General features: G+C 57.9%; 21 protein-coding genes and 1 tRNA gene. 15 read left to right on the forward strand and 7 right to left on the reverse strand.

Features of this window, described 5'->3' with window-relative positions:
* The first annotated feature begins 2 nt into the window (after positions 1–2).
* The 4 genes from BFQ01_RS24605 to BFQ01_RS24620 are packed head-to-tail and all read left to right on the forward strand — an operon-like array spanning position 3 to position 3422.
* Entirely contained in the window at positions 3–1025 is a 1023-nt protein-coding gene (locus tag BFQ01_RS24605; protein WP_065927258.1) for a LacI family DNA-binding transcriptional regulator, read from the forward strand.
* Positions 1026–1048: 23 nt separating this feature from the next.
* A complete protein-coding gene (rbsK, locus tag BFQ01_RS24610; RefSeq protein ID WP_065927259.1) occupies positions 1049–1966 on the forward strand; it encodes a ribokinase in 918 nt (305 codons plus the stop codon).
* Positions 1963–2367 (forward strand): D-ribose pyranase, encoded by a 405-nt coding sequence (gene rbsD / locus BFQ01_RS24615; protein WP_065927260.1) that lies wholly within the window; start codon positions 1963–1965, stop codon positions 2365–2367. Before rbsK ends, rbsD begins: the two co-directional genes overlap by 4 nt.
* Before the next feature lie 26 nt (positions 2368–2393).
* Positions 2394–3422 carry a nucleoside hydrolase gene (locus BFQ01_RS24620; RefSeq protein ID WP_065927261.1) on the forward strand — a complete coding sequence of 343 codons (1029 nt, stop codon included), beginning with the start codon at positions 2394–2396 and terminating at the stop codon, positions 3420–3422.
* A 26-nt stretch (positions 3423–3448) separates the two neighbouring features.
* On the opposite strand, the gene BFQ01_RS24625 is transcribed toward BFQ01_RS24620, so the two are convergent.
* Complete coding sequence (locus BFQ01_RS24625; protein WP_027604106.1) at positions 3449–3661, reverse strand: hypothetical protein; 213 nt, start codon at positions 3659–3661, stop codon at positions 3449–3451.
* A gap of 154 nt (positions 3662–3815) precedes the next feature.
* Here BFQ01_RS24625 and BFQ01_RS24630 point away from each other — a divergent pair, with 154 nt between their 5' ends.
* Both BFQ01_RS24630 and BFQ01_RS24635 read left to right on the forward strand, forming a co-directional pair.
* Complete coding sequence (locus BFQ01_RS24630; protein ID WP_065927262.1) at positions 3816–4121, forward strand: hypothetical protein; 306 nt, start codon at positions 3816–3818, stop codon at positions 4119–4121.
* 142 nt (positions 4122–4263) lie between these two features.
* Positions 4264–4584 (forward strand): I78 family peptidase inhibitor, encoded by a 321-nt coding sequence (locus tag BFQ01_RS24635; RefSeq protein ID WP_027604108.1) that lies wholly within the window; start codon positions 4264–4266, stop codon positions 4582–4584.
* A gap of 73 nt (positions 4585–4657) precedes the next feature.
* Here BFQ01_RS24635 and BFQ01_RS24640 read toward each other — a convergent pair whose 3' ends face one another.
* On the reverse strand, positions 4658–4870 hold the full coding sequence (locus tag BFQ01_RS24640) for a cold-shock protein (RefSeq protein ID WP_003234260.1): 213 nt from the start codon (positions 4868–4870) through the stop codon (positions 4658–4660).
* A 289-nt stretch (positions 4871–5159) separates the two neighbouring features.
* Entirely contained in the window at positions 5160–5474 is a 315-nt protein-coding gene (locus BFQ01_RS24645) for a hypothetical protein (RefSeq protein ID WP_027604109.1), read from the reverse strand.
* A gap of 367 nt (positions 5475–5841) precedes the next feature.
* Between BFQ01_RS24645 and thrS the strand changes: the two genes are divergently transcribed.
* The 9 genes from thrS (at position 5842) to BFQ01_RS24690 (ending at position 13297) form a co-directional block, all read left to right on the forward strand.
* Positions 5842–7764 (forward strand): threonine--tRNA ligase, encoded by a 1923-nt coding sequence (thrS, locus tag BFQ01_RS24650; protein ID WP_048719014.1) that lies wholly within the window; start codon positions 5842–5844, stop codon positions 7762–7764.
* On the forward strand, positions 7764–8315 hold the full coding sequence (gene infC / locus BFQ01_RS24655; protein ID WP_015884933.1) for a translation initiation factor IF-3: 552 nt from the start codon (positions 7764–7766) through the stop codon (positions 8313–8315). The genes thrS and infC overlap by 1 nt, the downstream gene beginning before the upstream one ends.
* Positions 8316–8375: 60 nt before the next feature.
* On the forward strand, positions 8376–8570 hold the full coding sequence (gene rpmI / locus BFQ01_RS24660) for a 50S ribosomal protein L35 (RefSeq protein WP_002553160.1): 195 nt from the start codon (positions 8376–8378) through the stop codon (positions 8568–8570).
* Positions 8571–8599: 29 nt separating this feature from the next.
* On the forward strand, positions 8600–8956 hold the full coding sequence (rplT, locus tag BFQ01_RS24665) for a 50S ribosomal protein L20 (protein ID WP_003174975.1): 357 nt from the start codon (positions 8600–8602) through the stop codon (positions 8954–8956).
* A gap of 109 nt (positions 8957–9065) precedes the next feature.
* A complete protein-coding gene (gene pheS / locus BFQ01_RS24670; RefSeq protein WP_065927263.1) occupies positions 9066–10082 on the forward strand; it encodes a phenylalanine--tRNA ligase subunit alpha in 1017 nt (338 codons plus the stop codon).
* Positions 10083–10108: 26 nt separating this feature from the next.
* Complete coding sequence (pheT, locus tag BFQ01_RS24675; protein WP_065927264.1) at positions 10109–12487, forward strand: phenylalanine--tRNA ligase subunit beta; 2379 nt, start codon at positions 10109–10111, stop codon at positions 12485–12487.
* 3 nt (positions 12488–12490) lie between these two features.
* The gene (ihfA, locus tag BFQ01_RS24680; protein ID WP_002553164.1) at positions 12491–12793 is read left to right on the forward strand and encodes an integration host factor subunit alpha; all 303 of its coding nucleotides are present in this window, start codon (positions 12491–12493) and stop codon (positions 12791–12793) included.
* Positions 12774–13130: a MerR family transcriptional regulator gene (locus BFQ01_RS24685; RefSeq protein ID WP_003174972.1), complete on the forward strand. Its 357-nt coding sequence runs from the start codon at positions 12774–12776 to the stop codon at positions 13128–13130. Before ihfA ends, BFQ01_RS24685 begins: the two co-directional genes overlap by 20 nt.
* A 90-nt stretch (positions 13131–13220) precedes the next feature.
* Positions 13221–13297, forward strand: a tRNA-Pro gene (locus BFQ01_RS24690).
* A 69-nt stretch (positions 13298–13366) separates the two neighbouring features.
* On the opposite strand, the gene BFQ01_RS24695 is transcribed toward BFQ01_RS24690, so the two are convergent.
* The 4 genes from BFQ01_RS24695 to BFQ01_RS24705 form a co-directional block, all read right to left on the reverse strand.
* Positions 13367–14548 (reverse strand): tyrosine-type recombinase/integrase, encoded by a 1182-nt coding sequence (locus tag BFQ01_RS24695; protein ID WP_256097775.1) that lies wholly within the window; start codon positions 14546–14548, stop codon positions 13367–13369.
* Positions 14434–14835 carry a hypothetical protein gene (locus BFQ01_RS33055; RefSeq protein WP_256097776.1) on the reverse strand — a complete coding sequence of 134 codons (402 nt, stop codon included), beginning with the start codon at positions 14833–14835 and terminating at the stop codon, positions 14434–14436. Before BFQ01_RS33055 ends, BFQ01_RS24695 begins: the two co-directional genes overlap by 115 nt.
* Positions 14836–15100: 265 nt before the next feature.
* The gene (locus BFQ01_RS24700; RefSeq protein WP_256097777.1) at positions 15101–15502 is read right to left on the reverse strand and encodes a hypothetical protein; all 402 of its coding nucleotides are present in this window, start codon (positions 15500–15502) and stop codon (positions 15101–15103) included.
* The gene (locus tag BFQ01_RS24705; protein ID WP_065927266.1) at positions 15499–15744 is read right to left on the reverse strand and encodes a hypothetical protein; all 246 of its coding nucleotides are present in this window, start codon (positions 15742–15744) and stop codon (positions 15499–15501) included. The genes BFQ01_RS24700 and BFQ01_RS24705 overlap by 4 nt, the downstream gene beginning before the upstream one ends.
* Between the last annotated feature and the right edge of the window lie 242 nt (positions 15745–15986).

Genomic DNA, 15986 nt, shown 5'->3' on the forward strand with positions numbered 1-15986 from the left:
CCATGGCAACGATCAAGGATGTGGCCGCGATTGCAGGTATTTCCTACACCACCGTGTCCCATGTGGTGAACAAGACGCGCCCGGTGAGCGAGCCGGTACGGATCAAGGTTGAAGCGGCGATCAAACAGCTCGACTACGTGCCCAGTGCCGTCGCGCGTTCGCTCAAGGCCAAGACCACGGCCACCATCGGATTGCTGGTGCCCAACAGCCTCAACCCGTATTTTGCCGAGCTGGCCCGGGGCATCGAGGATTATTGTGAGCGTAACGGCTACTGCGTGATTCTCTGCAACTCCGACGACAACGCGGAAAAACAACGCAGCTATTTGCGGGTGTTGCTGGAGAAGCGCGTCGATGGCTTGATCGTGACTTCGGTAGGCGGTGATGACAGCGGCCTCGCCGCAGGCTTGAGCGCCGTGCGCACGCCCATGGTGATTGTCGACCGGGCTCTGGATGGCATCGATGTCGACCTGGTACGCATCGACCACGAAGAGGGCGCCTACCTGGCGACCCGGCACTTGCTTGAGCTGGGGCATCGGGACATCGCCTGCATCGGCGGCCCGGCCCACACCCGCGTCGCGCAAATGCGCCTGGCGGGTTACCAGCGTGCGCTCCATGAAGCCGGTGTGGCGGTGGTGGCCGATCGCATCCAGGAAAGCGACTTCACCAGCACCGGCGGTTATGCTGCTGCCGTGCAATTGCTGGCGCAGAACCCGCCCAGCGCGATTTTTGCCAGCAACGACATGATCGGCTTCGGCGTGTTGCGCGCGGCGGCGGAGCGCAATATCCGCGTGCCCGGTGAACTGTCGGTGATCGGTTTCGATGATATTCAAATGGGCCGCTACGTGTACCCGGCGCTGACCACGGTCGGGCAGTCGATCCTGCAACTGGGCGAGACCGCGGCCGAGCTTTTACTGCGACGAATTGCAACCCCCCAACTGCCGATCGATCAACGCATCGTGACGCCGAGCATCGTGTTGCGTGAATCGACGGCGCCCGTCGCCGGTGTGTTCGCCCAATACCGCTGAACCGAATTGATGAGTACTGATGTATGCCAGCAAAAGTAGTGGTAATAGGCAGCTTGAACATGGACCTGGTCACCCGCGCGAGTCGGCTGCCCCGTGCCGGTGAGACCCTGGTCGGCCAGACGTTTTCCACGGTGCCTGGCGGCAAGGGCGCCAACCAGGCAGTGGCCTCGGCGCGACTGGGTGCGGATGTGGCAATGATCGGCTGTGTCGGTAGCGATGCCTATGGCACTGAACTGCGTGGCGCCTTGCTGGTGGAAGGTATCGATTGCCAGGCGGTGAGCACCGTGGACGGTTCCAGTGGCGTGGCCTTGATTGTGGTGGACGACAGCAGCCAGAACGCGATTGTGATCGTTGCCGGCAGCAACGGCGAGCTGACACCCGCCTCACTGCAGGCGTCCGATGCGGTGCTGCAGGCTGCCGATGTGATTATCTGCCAGCTGGAAGTGCCGATGGATACCGTGGGCTACACCCTCAAGCGCGGTCGTGAACTGGGCAAGACCGTGATCCTCAACCCGGCGCCGGCCAGCGGCCCGTTGCCCGCCGACTGGTACGCCTCGGTCGACTACCTGATTCCCAACGAAAGCGAAGCCAGCGCACTGAGCGGCGTGACAGTCGACTCCCTCGACAGTGCCAAGGTCGCGGCGACACGGTTGATCCAGGCGGGAGCTGGCAAAGTCATTATTACCCTGGGTGCCCAAGGTGCGTTGTTTGCCGATGGCCAGGGCTTTGAGCACCTGGTGGCGCCCAAGGTCAAGGCGGTGGATACCACCGCTGCCGGCGATACCTTTGTCGGTGGTTTTGCCGCAGCACTGGCCAGTGGCAAAAGTGAAGCCGAGGCCATCCGTTTCGGCCAGGTCGCGGCAGCCTTGTCAGTCACCCGTGCTGGTGCGCAACCCTCCATTCCTACGCTGCATGACGTTCAAGGTTTTGTGCTTTTATGAAAAAGACGCCTCTGCTCAATATCGCCTTGTCGCGGTTGATCGCATCCCTGGGCCATGGTGACATCCTGGTGATCGGCGACGCCGGCCTGCCAGTGCCGCCCGGGGTCGAGTTAATCGACCTGGCGCTGACCCAGGGCATTCCCGACTTCATCAGCACCTTGCGTATCGTGCTCAGTGAAATGCAGGTGGAAAGCCACGTGCTGGCGGAAGAAATCCTGCTCAAGCAGCCACCCGCGCTGACGGAGCTGAACGCTTTGGCTGAACAGGCCGCCCTCGGCGAGCGACGTCTGCTCAGCCATGAACAATTCAAGCAACTGAGCCGTAGCGCGCGCGCTGTCGTGCGTACCGGCGAGTGCCAGCCTTACTGCAATATCGCGCTGGTCTCCGGCGTAACCTTCTAGAGTTTCCCAACGACAAGGAGTGTTTTATGCAACGTGGTCTGCCAACCCTGAAAAACCTGTTTCGGAGTGTCCTGCTTTTGTCCGCACTCACTGCTGCCAGCGCCCAAGCGGCGGAAAAAATCGACTTGATCATCGACACTGACCCAGGTGCCGACGACGTGGTGGCCTTGCTCTTCGCCATGGCTTCCCCGGACGAATTGAACATTCGTGCACTGACCACCGTCGCCGGCAACGTGCGCCTGGACAAGACCTCGCGTAACGCGCGCCTGGCCCGCGAGTGGGCCGGGCGTGAAGAAATCCCGGTGTACGCCGGCGCACCCAAGCCGCTGTTGCGCACACCGATCTATGCCGAGAACATCCATGGCAAAGAAGGTATTTCCGGCGTCACCGTCCATGAGCCTAAAAAGGGCCTGGCCGAAGGCAACGCCGTTGATTACCTGATCAAGACCCTGCGTGCGGCCAAGCCTCACAGCATCACCATTGCCATGCTCGGTCCGCAGACCAACCTGGCGCTGGCCTTGACCCAGGACCCGGAAATCACCCAAGGCATCAAGGAAGTGGTGGTGATGGGGGGCGCGCACTTCAACGGCGGCAATATCACCCCGGTTGCCGAGTTCAACCTGTTCGCCGATCCGATTGCAGCCGAGATTGTGCTCAAGAGTGGCGTCAAGCTGACCTACCTGCCGCTGGACGTGACCCACAAGGTGCTGACCAGCGAGGTGCGCCTGAAGAAGATCGCCGACATCAACAACAACGCGAGCAAGGTCGTCGGCGATATTCTCAATGAATACGTCAAGGGCGATATGGAACACTACGGCATCCCGGGCGGCCCGGTACATGATGCCACTGTCATCGCCTATCTGCTCAAGCCGTCCTTGTTCACAGGGCGTCAGGCCAATATGGTGGTGGACAGCCGCGAAGGCCCGACCTTCGGCCAGACCATCGTTGATTGGTACGACGGCCTGAAGCAGACAAAAAATGTGTTCTGGGTTGAGAACGGCGACGCCCAGGGCTTCTTCGATCTGCTCACCGAGCGCCTGGCACGCTTGAAGTAACCCGGTCGACGTTCGCCAGCCGGTTCTTATTCGCGCTCGGGGTCTGGTGCCCCCATGTGATCGGCCGGGTATTTTTCGAATACCTGGCCGATGAACGCCTGTGCCGCCTGGGTGCCGAGTTCCTTGACCAGCAGGTCGATACCGATGATTGCCAGTTCCTCCGGGCTTCCTGGGCTGTAGGAACTTTGTCCTTGGGGCCATTTGGCTTTGATGTCGGCTTGGAGCGTTACGGTGGTCATGGAAGTCTCACGGATTGAAATGCTGGGCAATGCGCTGGAACGCGGCTCTAACCGGCGCAGTTAATCATTTTGCGCGGGGTTTGGCACTGCTACTTAGGCATGAAGCAGGTGCTGTGCGACACTGTCCTCCTGTTTAATTGCCGGGGGACCCCGCGTGCAGATCGATTTGAATAACCCCGAGAACCTGACACTGGCCGCCGTGCGTCAACTGATCGCCAGTGCCAGTGATGACGAGCATACCCAGTTGCGTGTAACCAGGGCCGGAATTGCCTACATATCTTCTGGGGTGGTGGGAGGCACTGACATCGATGGCCTGCTGTTCCGCCTGGAGACCTGGGCCAAGGGTTCCGGTTATGTCGGCAATGTCGCGGCCAGCGACGAGGTCTGGGTTACACAGATTTTCAATGCGCTGAAGCAGAACTGGCCGAAGCCGCCGTTTGATTACATCGACGTCTACTGATTGCGCTCATATTTGGTCACGATTGATCGGGCGAATGCCTGCTGATAGTCGGGCAGACTTACCTATCGGCGGTTTACGTTTTGAAACCTATCAGCCAGACCGCTGTCGCACGATCTCTGTTCATTTTTCAATAGGAGGCTTCATGCCTTGGAAGCTCGCATCATTCGGTACTTTGTTGGCAGCACTCGCGTTGGCGGGTTGCAGCACCCCGGGTGCCTCTGAGCCAGCCAAAGACGCCGCCGTGACCGATGCCGGTCATAGCCGCTGTGAGTCGAAGGCCGCCGAATTCAGCATTGGCCAGAAAGCCTCGCCGCAGTTGCTGGAGCAGGCCCGTACCCGTGCTGGCGCACAGAACGCGCGGATCCTCAAGCCCAACGATATGATCACGCTGGAATACCGCTCCGACCGGCTGAACCTGAACACCGATGACAACCTGGTGATCACACGCGTTAATTGCGGCTGATCGTTTCCAGGCTTTTGCAACGCCCATAAAAAACCCCGTCACATGGACGGGGTTTTTTTAGCTCAGCGGAGAATTACTCGCCGCGAACCTGTGCAGCTTGCATACCCTTTTGGCCTTTCTCAGCCACGAAGGAAACGGTTTGGCCTTCTTTCAGGCTTTTGAAACCGTCGCTTTCGATAGCTTTGAAGTGTACGAACAGGTCGTCACCGCCACCTTGAGGAGTGATGAAGCCGAAGCCTTTTTCATCGTTGAACCATTTAACGGTGCCGGTTTGGCGATTAGACATGGTGTATCTCCAAGAAACATATATTTTCAGTAGTGCTGTGCTGCTCAGGCCAACTGGGCACACTGGGCTATCATAGTCGAAATGTTCGGCTTGGGAGCCCCCCCAAGGCATTGTTTGCTAATCAATAGCGTTGCGTTTGCTACTTGTGTCGGCTGAAAGCCCCGATCTACGGGGCTTCGGCGCGAAATATCAGCTGGTAAAAAAAGCCGTAAAAGCTGCGTAATTTGTGCGAAATGGCAGTTTTCAGGCTGTTTTCCTGCCAAAACGGCCGTCTGATCAAGGCCCGATCTTACTTTTTCTTCACGACTTTGCAGGACGAAATAGCCGCGACTGCCTTGTTTTTAAGCTCCGGGCTGGCGTTCTGGTTAGTCATGAGCTCTTTGATTTCCGCAGTGCTCAATTCGGCGTTGATCTTGTCGGCGCCACATTCGCAGTGGGCCTTGGCAGTCTTGACGTCTACGTTCTGGCTGGCGGCCGCGCTGCAGTCGCTGACGAAACTGTCACGGGCACCGGCTGGCCAATTGGATGGAGCGGCAGCCTGCGCGCCGAGGGAAAGGAGGCTCAGGGTAGCGGCGAAAGCGAGGGTCGAGGTAAAACGCATCATGGGATGCTCCTTTGATTCGAGGACGAACGGCGATTCTCAGTGGGTTTGAGGTGTGGCGTACAGCTCAAGTTCACTTTTGCAGCTATAAAGGCTGGAATTTGTCTTTGCAGCGGATACTGCCGGCGCGATGACCGTTCATCTGTGCTAGCATCTTCGGCCTGGCTAATTCCGGGCGCGCCATTTGCCGCCTTGCCATGTTTCTTTTCAGCTCACTCCAGTCACTGTGGTTCGATTATCGGTTGGCCGAAAGGCTCCTGCCGCTGTAAGGCAGGCGTTCATCACTGAACGGCCTGGTGTTGGATCTTGTACTGGCTCATCCCAACCCACGTGACCTTTGGTAGGGGTCACCACTAGGAGAGGAGGCGCCATGCCAACTATTACTCTTCCCGACGGCAGTCAACGCTCATTCGATCATTCGGTTTCCGTAGCCGAGGTCGCCGCATCCATTGGTGCTGGCCTGGCCAAGGCCACCGTGGCCGGCAAGGTCGATGGCAAGCTGGTTGACGCCAGCGACCTGATCACCTCCGATGCCAGCCTGCAAATCATCACGCCCAAGGATCAAGAGGGGCTGGAGATCATTCGCCACTCCTGCGCGCACTTGATTGGCCATGCGGTCAAGCAGCTGTATCCGACTGCGAAGATGGTGATCGGCCCGGTCATCGACGAAGGCTTTTATTACGATATCGCCTACGAGCGTCCTTTCACCCCGGACGATCTGGCCGCTATCGAACAGCGCATGCACGCCCTGATCGAAAAAGATTACGACGTCATCAAGAAAGTCACTCCGCGCGCCGAAGTGATCGACGTGTTCACTGCGCGTGGCGAAGACTACAAGCTGCGCCTGGTGGAAGACATGCCGGACGAGCAGGCCATGGGCCTGTACTACCACGAAGAATACGTCGATATGTGCCGTGGTCCCCACGTGCCGAACACGCGCTTCCTCAAGTCCTTCAAGCTGACCAAGCTGTCCGGTGCCTACTGGCGCGGCGACGCGAAGAACGAGCAACTGCAACGCATCTACGGCACTGCCTGGGCTGACAAGAAGCAGTTGGCCGCTTATATCCAGCGCATTGAGGAGGCCGAAAAACGCGACCACCGCAAGATCGGCAAGCGCCTGAACCTGTTCCACCTCCAGGAAGAAGCGCCGGGCATGGTGTTCTGGCACCCGAACGGCTGGACCCTGTACCAGGTGCTCGAGCAGTACATGCGCAAGGTTCAGCGCGACAACGGTTACCTGGAGATCAAGACCCCACAGGTCGTTGATCGCAGCCTGTGGGAGAAATCCGGGCACTGGGCCAACTACGCCGACAATATGTTCACCACCCAGTCGGAAAACCGCGACTACGCCATCAAGCCGATGAACTGCCCATGCCACGTGCAGGTGTTCAATCAAGGCCTGAAGAGCTATCGCGAGTTGCCGATGCGCCTGGCCGAATTCGGTGCCTGCCACCGTAACGAGCCATCGGGTGCGTTGCACGGCATCATGCGGGTACGCGGCTTCACCCAGGACGACGCCCACATCTTCTGTACCGAAGAGCAGATGCAGGCCGAATCCGCCGCGTTCATCAAGCTGACCATGGACGTTTATCGTGATTTCGGCTTTACCGAAGTCGAGATGAAGCTGTCCACTCGTCCGGAAAAACGCGTCGGTTCCGACGAACTGTGGGATCGCGCCGAAGCGGCCCTGGCCGCAGCGCTAGACAGTGCGGGCCTTGCGTACGATCTGCAGCCGGGTGAGGGGGCCTTCTACGGGCCGAAGATCGAGTTCTCGTTGAAAGATTGCCTTGGCCGTGTCTGGCAATGTGGTACCTTGCAGCTCGATTTTAACCTGCCGATCCGTTTGGGAGCCGAATACGTCTCCGAAGATAACAGTCGTAAACACCCGGTTATGCTGCACCGGGCGATCCTCGGCTCGTTCGAACGGTTCGTCGGTATCCTGATCGAGCACTACGAGGGTGCGTTCCCTGCGTGGCTGGCTCCGACTCAGGCAGTGATCATGAATATCACTGATAAACAGGCGGATTTTGCTGCTGAAGTTGAAAAAACTCTCAACGAAAGCGGATTTCGTGCCAAGTCCGACTTGAGAAATGAAAAGATCGGCTTTAAAATCCGCGAGCATACTTTGCTCAAGGTTCCCTATCTTTTGGTTATCGGAGATCGGGAAGTCGAGATGCAGACTGTCGCTGTGCGTACTCGTGAAGGTGCTGACCTGGGCTCGATGCCCGTCGCCCAGTTCGCTGAGTTCCTCGCGCAAGCGGTTTCCCGGCGTGGTCGCCCAGATTCGGAGTAATTATTATTAAGCGTGAAATGAGACAAGATAAACGAGCTGCACCGAAAGCCCCGATCAACGAGAATATCTCGGCACGCGAGGTTCGGTTAATTGGCGCTGACGGCGAGCAGATTGGCATCGTCTCGATTGATGAAGCGCTTCGTATTGCAGAAGAGTCCAAGTTGGACCTGGTGGAAATCTCCGCCGATGCAATCCCACCCGTTTGCCGGGTGATGGACTACGGCAAGTCGATCTTCGAAAAGAAGAAGCAGGTTGCCGCGGCGAAGAAGAACCAGAAGCAGATTCAAGTAAAAGAAATCAAGTTTCGTCCAGGGACGGAGGAAGGGGATTACCAGGTAAAACTGCGCAACCTGGTACGTTTCCTGAGTGATGGGGACAGGGCCAAGGTATCCTTGCGATTCCGCGGCCGTGAGATGGCCCACCAGGAGCTGGGGATGGAACTCCTCAAGCGGGTTGAAGCTGACCTGCTCGAGTACGGTTCGGTCGAACAGCATCCTAAGATGGAAGGACGCCAGCTGATCATGGTCATCGCCCCGAAAAAGAAGAAGTAATCAACAGGGCACGGCAGGCCTTCTGATTATGTTTATCAACTGAATGCGGAGTATCCGAACATGCCAAAGATGAAGACTAAAAGTGGTGCTGCTAAGCGGTTTCTGAAAACTGCTAACGGTATCAAGCACAAGCACGCTTTCAAGAGCCACATCCTGACCAAAATGTCGACCAAGCGTAAGCGTCAACTGCGCGGTAGCAGCTTGCTGCATCCGTCTGACGTGGCAAAAGTCGAGCGCATGCTGCGCCTTCGTTAATTTTGGATCAAGAATAGAGGAAGTAACTCATGGCTCGTGTAAAGCGTGGCGTCATTGCCCGTAAACGTCACAAAAAAATTCTGAAACTCGCTAAAGGCTACTACGGCGCGCGTTCACGCGTATTCCGTGTTGCCAAGCAAGCGGTAATCAAGGCAGGCCAATACGCCTACCGCGACCGTCGTCAGAAAAAACGTCAGTTCCGCGCTCTGTGGATCGCTCGTATCAACGCTGGTGCACGTGTTAACGGTCTGTCTTACAGCCGTTTCATCGCTGGCCTGAAAAAAGCGTCCATCGAAATCGACCGTAAGGTTCTGGCTGAACTGGCCGTGAACGAAAAAGCGGTGTTTGCTGCGATTGTCGAGAAAGCTAAAGCCACCTTGGCTTAAGTACCCCCGACAGTCACCCTGGGCTGCGCCTGTAGCCCAAGGTGGTAAACGTCATAAATAGGGGAAGAGCCTTCAAGCTCTTCCCCTATTTTGTATCTGGAGTCTGTACATGGAAAACCTGGACGCGCTCGTCGCTCAAGCTCTTGAGGCTGTGCAAAGCGCTGAAGATATCAATGCCCTGGAGCAAATCCGGGTTCACTACCTTGGCAAAAAGGGTGAATTGACTCAGGTGATGAAGACCCTGGGAAATTTGCCGGCTGAAGAGCGCCCGCAATTCGGCGCGCTGATCAACGTTGCCAAGGAGCGTGTCACAGAGGTGCTCAATGCGCGCAAGGCGACCATGGAGGAGGCCGATCTCGCAGCCAAACTCGCCGCCGAGTCCATTGATGTAACCCTGCCTGGTCGTGGCCAGGCCTCGGGCGGTCTGCATCCGATCACCCGGACTCTGGAACGTATCGAGCAGTTCTTCACCCATATCGGCTACGGCATTGCCGAAGGCCCTGAGGTCGAAGACGACTATCACAACTTCGAGGCGCTCAACATCCCAGGCCATCACCCGGCCCGGTCGATGCACGACACCTTCTATTTCAATGCAAACATGCTGTTGCGCACCCATACCTCCCCGGTACAGGTCCGCACCATGGAAGCGAACAAGCCGCCGATCCGCATTGTCTGCCCAGGCCGTGTGTACCGCAGCGACTCCGATATCACCCACTCGCCGATGTTCCACCAGGTCGAAGGCCTGCTGGTTGATCGCGACATCAACTTCGCCGACCTCAAGGGCACCATCGAAGAGTTCCTGCGAGTGTTCTTCGAGAAAGAGCTGGCGGTGCGTTTCCGTCCATCATTCTTCCCGTTCACCGAGCCATCCGCAGAAGTCGACATGGAATGCGTGATGTGCAGCGGTAAAGGCTGCCGCGTCTGCAAGCAGACTGGCTGGCTGGAAGTGATGGGCTGCGGCATGGTTCACCCCAATGTGCTGCGTATGTCCGGGATCGATCCGGAAGAGTTCTCGGGCTTTGCCTTCGGCATGGGCGTTGAGCGCCTGGCCATGCTGCGTTACGGCGTGAACGACTTGCGTCTGTTCTTCGACAACGACTTGCGGTTCCTCGCGCAATTTCGCTAGTCGTAACGAATCTTTAGGAGAGCAGGATGAAATTCAGTGAACAATGGCTGCGCGGCTGGGTAAGCCCGCAGGTAGATCGCGATGCGTTGGTTGCGCGTCTGTCGATGGCCGGTCTTGAGGTCGATAGCGTTACGCCGGCCGCCGGTGTTTTCAGTGGCGTAGTCGTGGGTGAGGTGCTGAGCACCGAGCAACACCCCGATGCCGACAAATTGCGTGTGTGTCAGGTCAGCAATGGCACGGAAACCTTCCAGGTCGTGTGCGGAGCGCCTAACGTGCGCCCCGGCCTGAAGATCCCGTTCGCCATGATCGGCGCCGAACTGCCGGGCGACTTCAAGATCAAGAAAGCCAAGCTACGCGGTGTCGAGTCCAACGGCATGCTGTGCTCCCAGGCGGAGTTGCAAGTAGGCGAGGGCAATGATGGCCTGATGGAGCTGCCGGCCGATGCACCTGTGGGTCAGGACATTCGTGTCTACCTGGAGCTGGAAGACGCCAGTATCGAGGTCGACCTGACCCCGAACCGTGGCGACTGCCTGTCCCTGGCCGGCCTGGCACGTGAAGTGGGCGCGTTGTACAACGCGCCAGTCACTCGTCCAGTGGTTGCCGCAGTGGCTGCGGTCCACGATGAAGTGCGTCCGATCGAAGTACTGGCACCAAACGCCTGCCCACGTTACCTGGGGCGCGTGATCCGCAACGTTGACCTGTCCAAGCCAACCCCGTTGTGGATGGTTGAGCGTCTGCGCCGCGCCGACGTGCGTAGCATCGACGCTGCCGTCGACATCACCAACTACGTGATGCTTGAGCTGGGCCAGCCGCTGCACGCTTTCGATCTCGCCGAAATCAATGGCGGCATCCGTGTGCGCATGGCCGAAGAAGGCGAGAAGCTTGTATTGCTCGACGGCCAGGAAGTCAGCCTGCGCGCCGACACCCTGGTGATCGCTGACCATTCCCGCGCCCTGGCGATTGCCGGTGTGATGGGGGGCGAGCACAGCGGTGTGTCCGCGACCACGCGCGATGTATTCCTTGAAAGCGCGTTCTTCGACCAGATTGCCATCGCTGGCAAGGCCCGCTCCTACGGCCTGCACACCGATGCCTCACATCGCTATGAGCGCGGGGTGGACTGGAAGCTCGCCCGTGAAGCCATGGAGCGCGCCACTGGCCTGCTGCTGGAAATCACCGGTGGCGAAGCCGGCCCGATCACTGAGACTGTCAGTGAACAGTATCTGCCGTCCGTTGCGCCGATCACCCTGCGCGCCAAAAGTGTCGAGCAAATGCTTGGCCTGGTCATCGCTCCGGCTGAAATCGAGCAATTGTTGTCGGCCCTCGGGTTGAACATTTCTGCGGGTTGGGAAGGGGAGTGGCATGTTGACGTGCCAAGCCATCGCTTCGATATCAGCCTGGAAGTCGATCTGATCGAAGAGTTGGCTCGCCTGTACGGTTACAACCGCCTGCCGGTTCGTTACCCGCAAGCGCGCCTGGCACCGCAACCCAAGGCAGAAGCGCGTGCGCACCTGCCTGAGTTGCGCCGTCTGCTGGTTGCCCGTGGCTATCAGGAAGCGGTGACCTACAGCTTCATCGATCCGAAGCAGTTCGAACTGTTCAACCCGGGCGTCGAGCCGCTGTTGCTGGCCAATCCGATCTCCAACGACATGGCCGCCATGCGTTCATCCCTGTGGCCGGGCCTGGTGAAAGCCCTTTCCCATAACCTGAACCGTCAGCAAGACCGCGTGCGCATGTTCGAAAGCGGCCTGCGGTTTGTCGGGCAACTCGACGGCCTGAAGCAAGAGCCAATGCTGGCCGGCGTTGTTTGCGGCAGTCGCTTGCCGGAAGGCTGGGCGCAAGGCCGGGATGCCGTGGACTTCTTCGACGTTAAAGCGGACGTGGAAGCGGTACTGGGCTTTGCCGGTGCACTGGACGACTTCACATTTGTGCCAGGCAACCACCCGGCGTTGCACCCTGGTCAGACTGCGCGTATCGAGCGCGAAGGTCGTCTGGTGGGCTTCATCGGGGCCATCCACCCGGAACTGTCGAAAACCCTTGGGCTCGACCGCCCGGTCTTCGTCTTCGAGCTGGTCCTGGCCGAAGTGGCCGCGGGCAAGATGCCTAAATTCAGCGAGTTGTCGCGCTTCCCTGAAGTGCGTCGCGACCTGGCCCTGATCGCCGATCGTGAAGTCGCCGCTACTGCCGTTCTGGATGTAATCCGTGAAAATGCAGGGGAATGGCTGACAGACCTCAGGCTATTTGACGTCTATCAGGGTAAAGGCATTGATCCGCATAGAAAAAGCCTTGCAGTTGGCTTGACCTGGCAGCATCCATCGCGCACTCTTAATGACGATGAGGTGAATACCACGACACAAAATATCCTCACCTCGCTCGAACAAAGGTTAAACGCCACGTTAAGGAAGTGACGTATGGGGGCTTTGACGAAAGCTGAGATGGCGGAACGTCTGTACGAAGAGTTGGGTCTGAACAAGCGCGAGGCCAAGGAATTGGTCGAGCTGTTTTTTGAAGAGATCAGACACGCTCTGGAAGACAACGAACAGGTCAAATTGTCCGGTTTCGGCAATTTTGATCTGCGGGACAAACGCCAGCGGCCTGGCCGCAATCCAAAAACGGGAGAAGAAATCCCGATCACGGCTCGCCGTGTGGTCACCTTTCGTCCAGGGCAGAAGTTGAAGGCCCGAGTTGAGGCTTATGCTGGAACCAAGTCATAACGACGAGCTACCCGTCATCCCAGGCAAACGCTACTTCACCATTGGTGAAGTCAGCGAGCTCTGTGCGGTAAAACCGCACGTGCTGCGCTATTGGGAGCAGGAGTTTCCTCAACTCAACCCCGTCAAACGCACTGGGAACCGTCGGTATTATCAGCGCCAGGATGTGCTGATGATCCGACAGATCCGTGCGTTGCTGTATGACCAGGGGTTCACCATCAGCGGCGCGCGCCAGCGTATGTCCGGTGATGAAGCCAAAGACGACACCACCCAGTACAAGCAACTGATCCGCCAGATGATCTCCGAACTGGAAGATGTGCTGGTGGTTTTGAAGAAGTGATACGGGCTTTTAAAATACTTCCACATTTCAAAAGCTTGCGGTATATTCCTGATCGCTTCGTTGCGAAGCTAACCCAGTAACACGCCTAGTCGGGGCGTAGCGCAGTCCGGTAGCGCACTAGCATGGGGTGCTAGGGGTCGAGTGTTCGAATCACTCCGTCCCGACCATATTTTTCAGTGACTTAGCCGAACTCTAGCCAGTTCGGCTTTTTTACGTGTAGGGACTTTTGCGGGGGCTCATCCCGTTTTTCTCCTCAAGATGGTCAGCGCTGGCCCGCGAGAGTCGGTTGCCGACACTTTGTTTGCAGCCTCAATCAGGTACTGCAATTCCGCTGTAGAATAGTGGCTCGTAATGCTGCCGTTCCTATGTCCAAGCAATGCCTTCCGATCTTCCTCTGTCACGCCTGCTGCACGTAGCCTTCTGCCAAAGGTGTGCTTCAAGTCGTGAACCCTGAATGACCTGAATCCGGGATGCGCCGGCGACTGGTGGGCTTTCTCCCACTTGTCCGCCGCACGCTTCCTGGCTTTCCTCCAGGCCGTATCGTTCATCCGTTCAATCGGCGTTGGCCCGAACTGATCCGGTTGCCCGTATGGGAACACCAGGTCTTTATGCAGGCCTCGCTGCTTATCGATGATGTTCATGGCCACCCTGTTCAGGATCACCAAGCGTTCATCGCCGTTTTTCACCCCTGCTTTGTCACTTCGCCCGCCGAATCCGGCAGGTATCAGAAACACGCTGGTGTTCAGTTCCGGCACCCGTATCTCCCAATCCCACCGCAATTTGCAAACTTCCTGCTCCCGGCACCCGGTGTTTACCTTGTAAAGGGCCATCCTCAACAAGTGGTCGGGTAGCTCGGGAAACAGTATTGCCTGCTCTTCCCAGGACATCTGGTAGGGTTTCCGGGCTGACCTCTTTTCCTCAAGCATCGATATCATCGGCACGCTCTCCAGCCACGGCCGCTTTTCAGCATCGCGCCACTTGCGGTGGCACAGGTTCAAGATCCTGACGACTCGCTGTAGGGCGATATTGACCGTCCTGTTCGATACGCCTGGCTTGACCTTTCCTTTGTCGGTCTTGCTCGGCCGCTGCCGGTCACGAATGAACGTAGCCAGGCTCCCATCATCGATGTGCGTTATCGGCAGATCGCCGATGTATGGGTCGAGCTGTTCGATGTGGGAAGCAGAAAGGCCGATTGATGCCTGGTCTTTGAACTCGACCAGGAACCGGGTGGCAGCCTCGCGCCAGGTTCGCACCTGGCGCACGCCGTAAATCTTTTCCTGCCGCAACTTTTCCAGCCGATGAATCAAATACTGCTCGGCTTCTTCCCTCTCGCTTGCTCCAGTGCTTTCTTGAAGTCGGCTACCTCTGACGACTTTGTCGATGTGCCAAATCCCGTTCCTCTGGTAGAGGCCCGACATTGTTTTTCGCGCCATTGTTTTTCTCCTTGGCGCCCACTGCGGGGCGGATTGTTGTCCTGATCGGTCTGCTTTTCAATTGCCATGCGTTCGATGTAGGCGTCTGCCCACTGGTCCAGCTCATGACGGTCGAAGGCAACGCCCTGTTTTCCAATGGGGAATTCGCGGACGTGGGGCCGGACGGTGTTCTTGAATTCTTCCCGGCACATGCCGAGGTAGGCGGGTGCAGCCGACGCCCGGATGAAGCGCGGCGCGGGTGCTGCGGCCTGTGCCGCGTTTGTTCTGGACATGGGAATGCCTCGCCACGCCGTTGCCGGGTGGATTGATTGGGTAATTTCGGGATGGAGTACGGATGTACTCCTATCGGGATTTGGTGTTCAGTCGACGCCGTTGTCGAAGCCGTCGTAGGCGCTGGTCTTACAGGTGCAGGGCAGGCGGCCTTGGTTGCAGTTGCACATTCGGATCTGCCCAGGTGGTAGGGATGGGTCAGGCACCACTTTGAGTCCTGCAAATTCCGCCACTGCTGCCGGCGCCGACTCACGATTGAGCGCGGCCTCAATCTTCAACCGTTCGCCAACACCTCGCTAACCGCTGCAGGCGCTCAGTCGATTCGTGCAAGTGCCAGACAGGTACGCCGCGAAGCTCCTCTGGCCACTGCCGAACAAGGTCGTCGTTGGCCTCTTCGTCGCCGTCGATGACGTCCGGAATGAGTGCCCAAGTGAAACCGGGGTGTCGATGCCAGTCTTCTACCCATCGCGTGTAGCCCTCGACATCAACCTGCCCACCCTTTTTCCATACCGTGAACGCGCCGTTATCGAAAACAAACGATTTGCACACATCGGCGACGATCCCAAGATCGTCCTTGCGCGGGAACGGCACCAGCGCGTGCCGGCCGGCCAGGAACTTTGCTGCATCCTCTCGCTTACCGCCGACAGGCGTGCCGTGGTAATGGATCATCCGCTAAGCCTCACTGTTTCGATCTCGACGCCCTGGTGGGTAGCAATGATGGTTTGGTCGCCGCCCAGGGATTCCGCAAGACGATCGGCGATCTGTTCATGCCAGCCTTTTTTAATCAGCGCTGTGGCCGCCCGGATATGCTCGACATGGATCATCGACAAGGATTTCAACTCAAGGCGATAAACAATGGTTTCGCCGTCAGACGGGCATACCGCGGCGAACGTGTGTCGATACGTATTCATAGAGGATCCTCGCCGGCTGGCGTGATTCGTTTAAGTGGGTGATATGCTTTGCTGCTTATCAAACAAGGAGGTGGTAATGCCCGGTAAAAAGCTTGAAGCGTTCCGCGAGTGGTTCACGCCGCGTAAGAGGCTATGGACAGGGGTAGGCCTGTTTGCAACAGCCATCGTCGTACCAATAGTCAGTCCCGGAATGACCGCCGCTTGGCTCATAGGGCCTGCGACTGTATTTTTCTTGGGTAGCT

It is taken from the genome of Pseudomonas sp. 8 R 14 (assembly GCF_900005955.1).
In the GTDB taxonomy this organism is placed as follows: domain Bacteria; phylum Pseudomonadota; class Gammaproteobacteria; order Pseudomonadales; family Pseudomonadaceae; genus Aquipseudomonas; species Aquipseudomonas marginalis.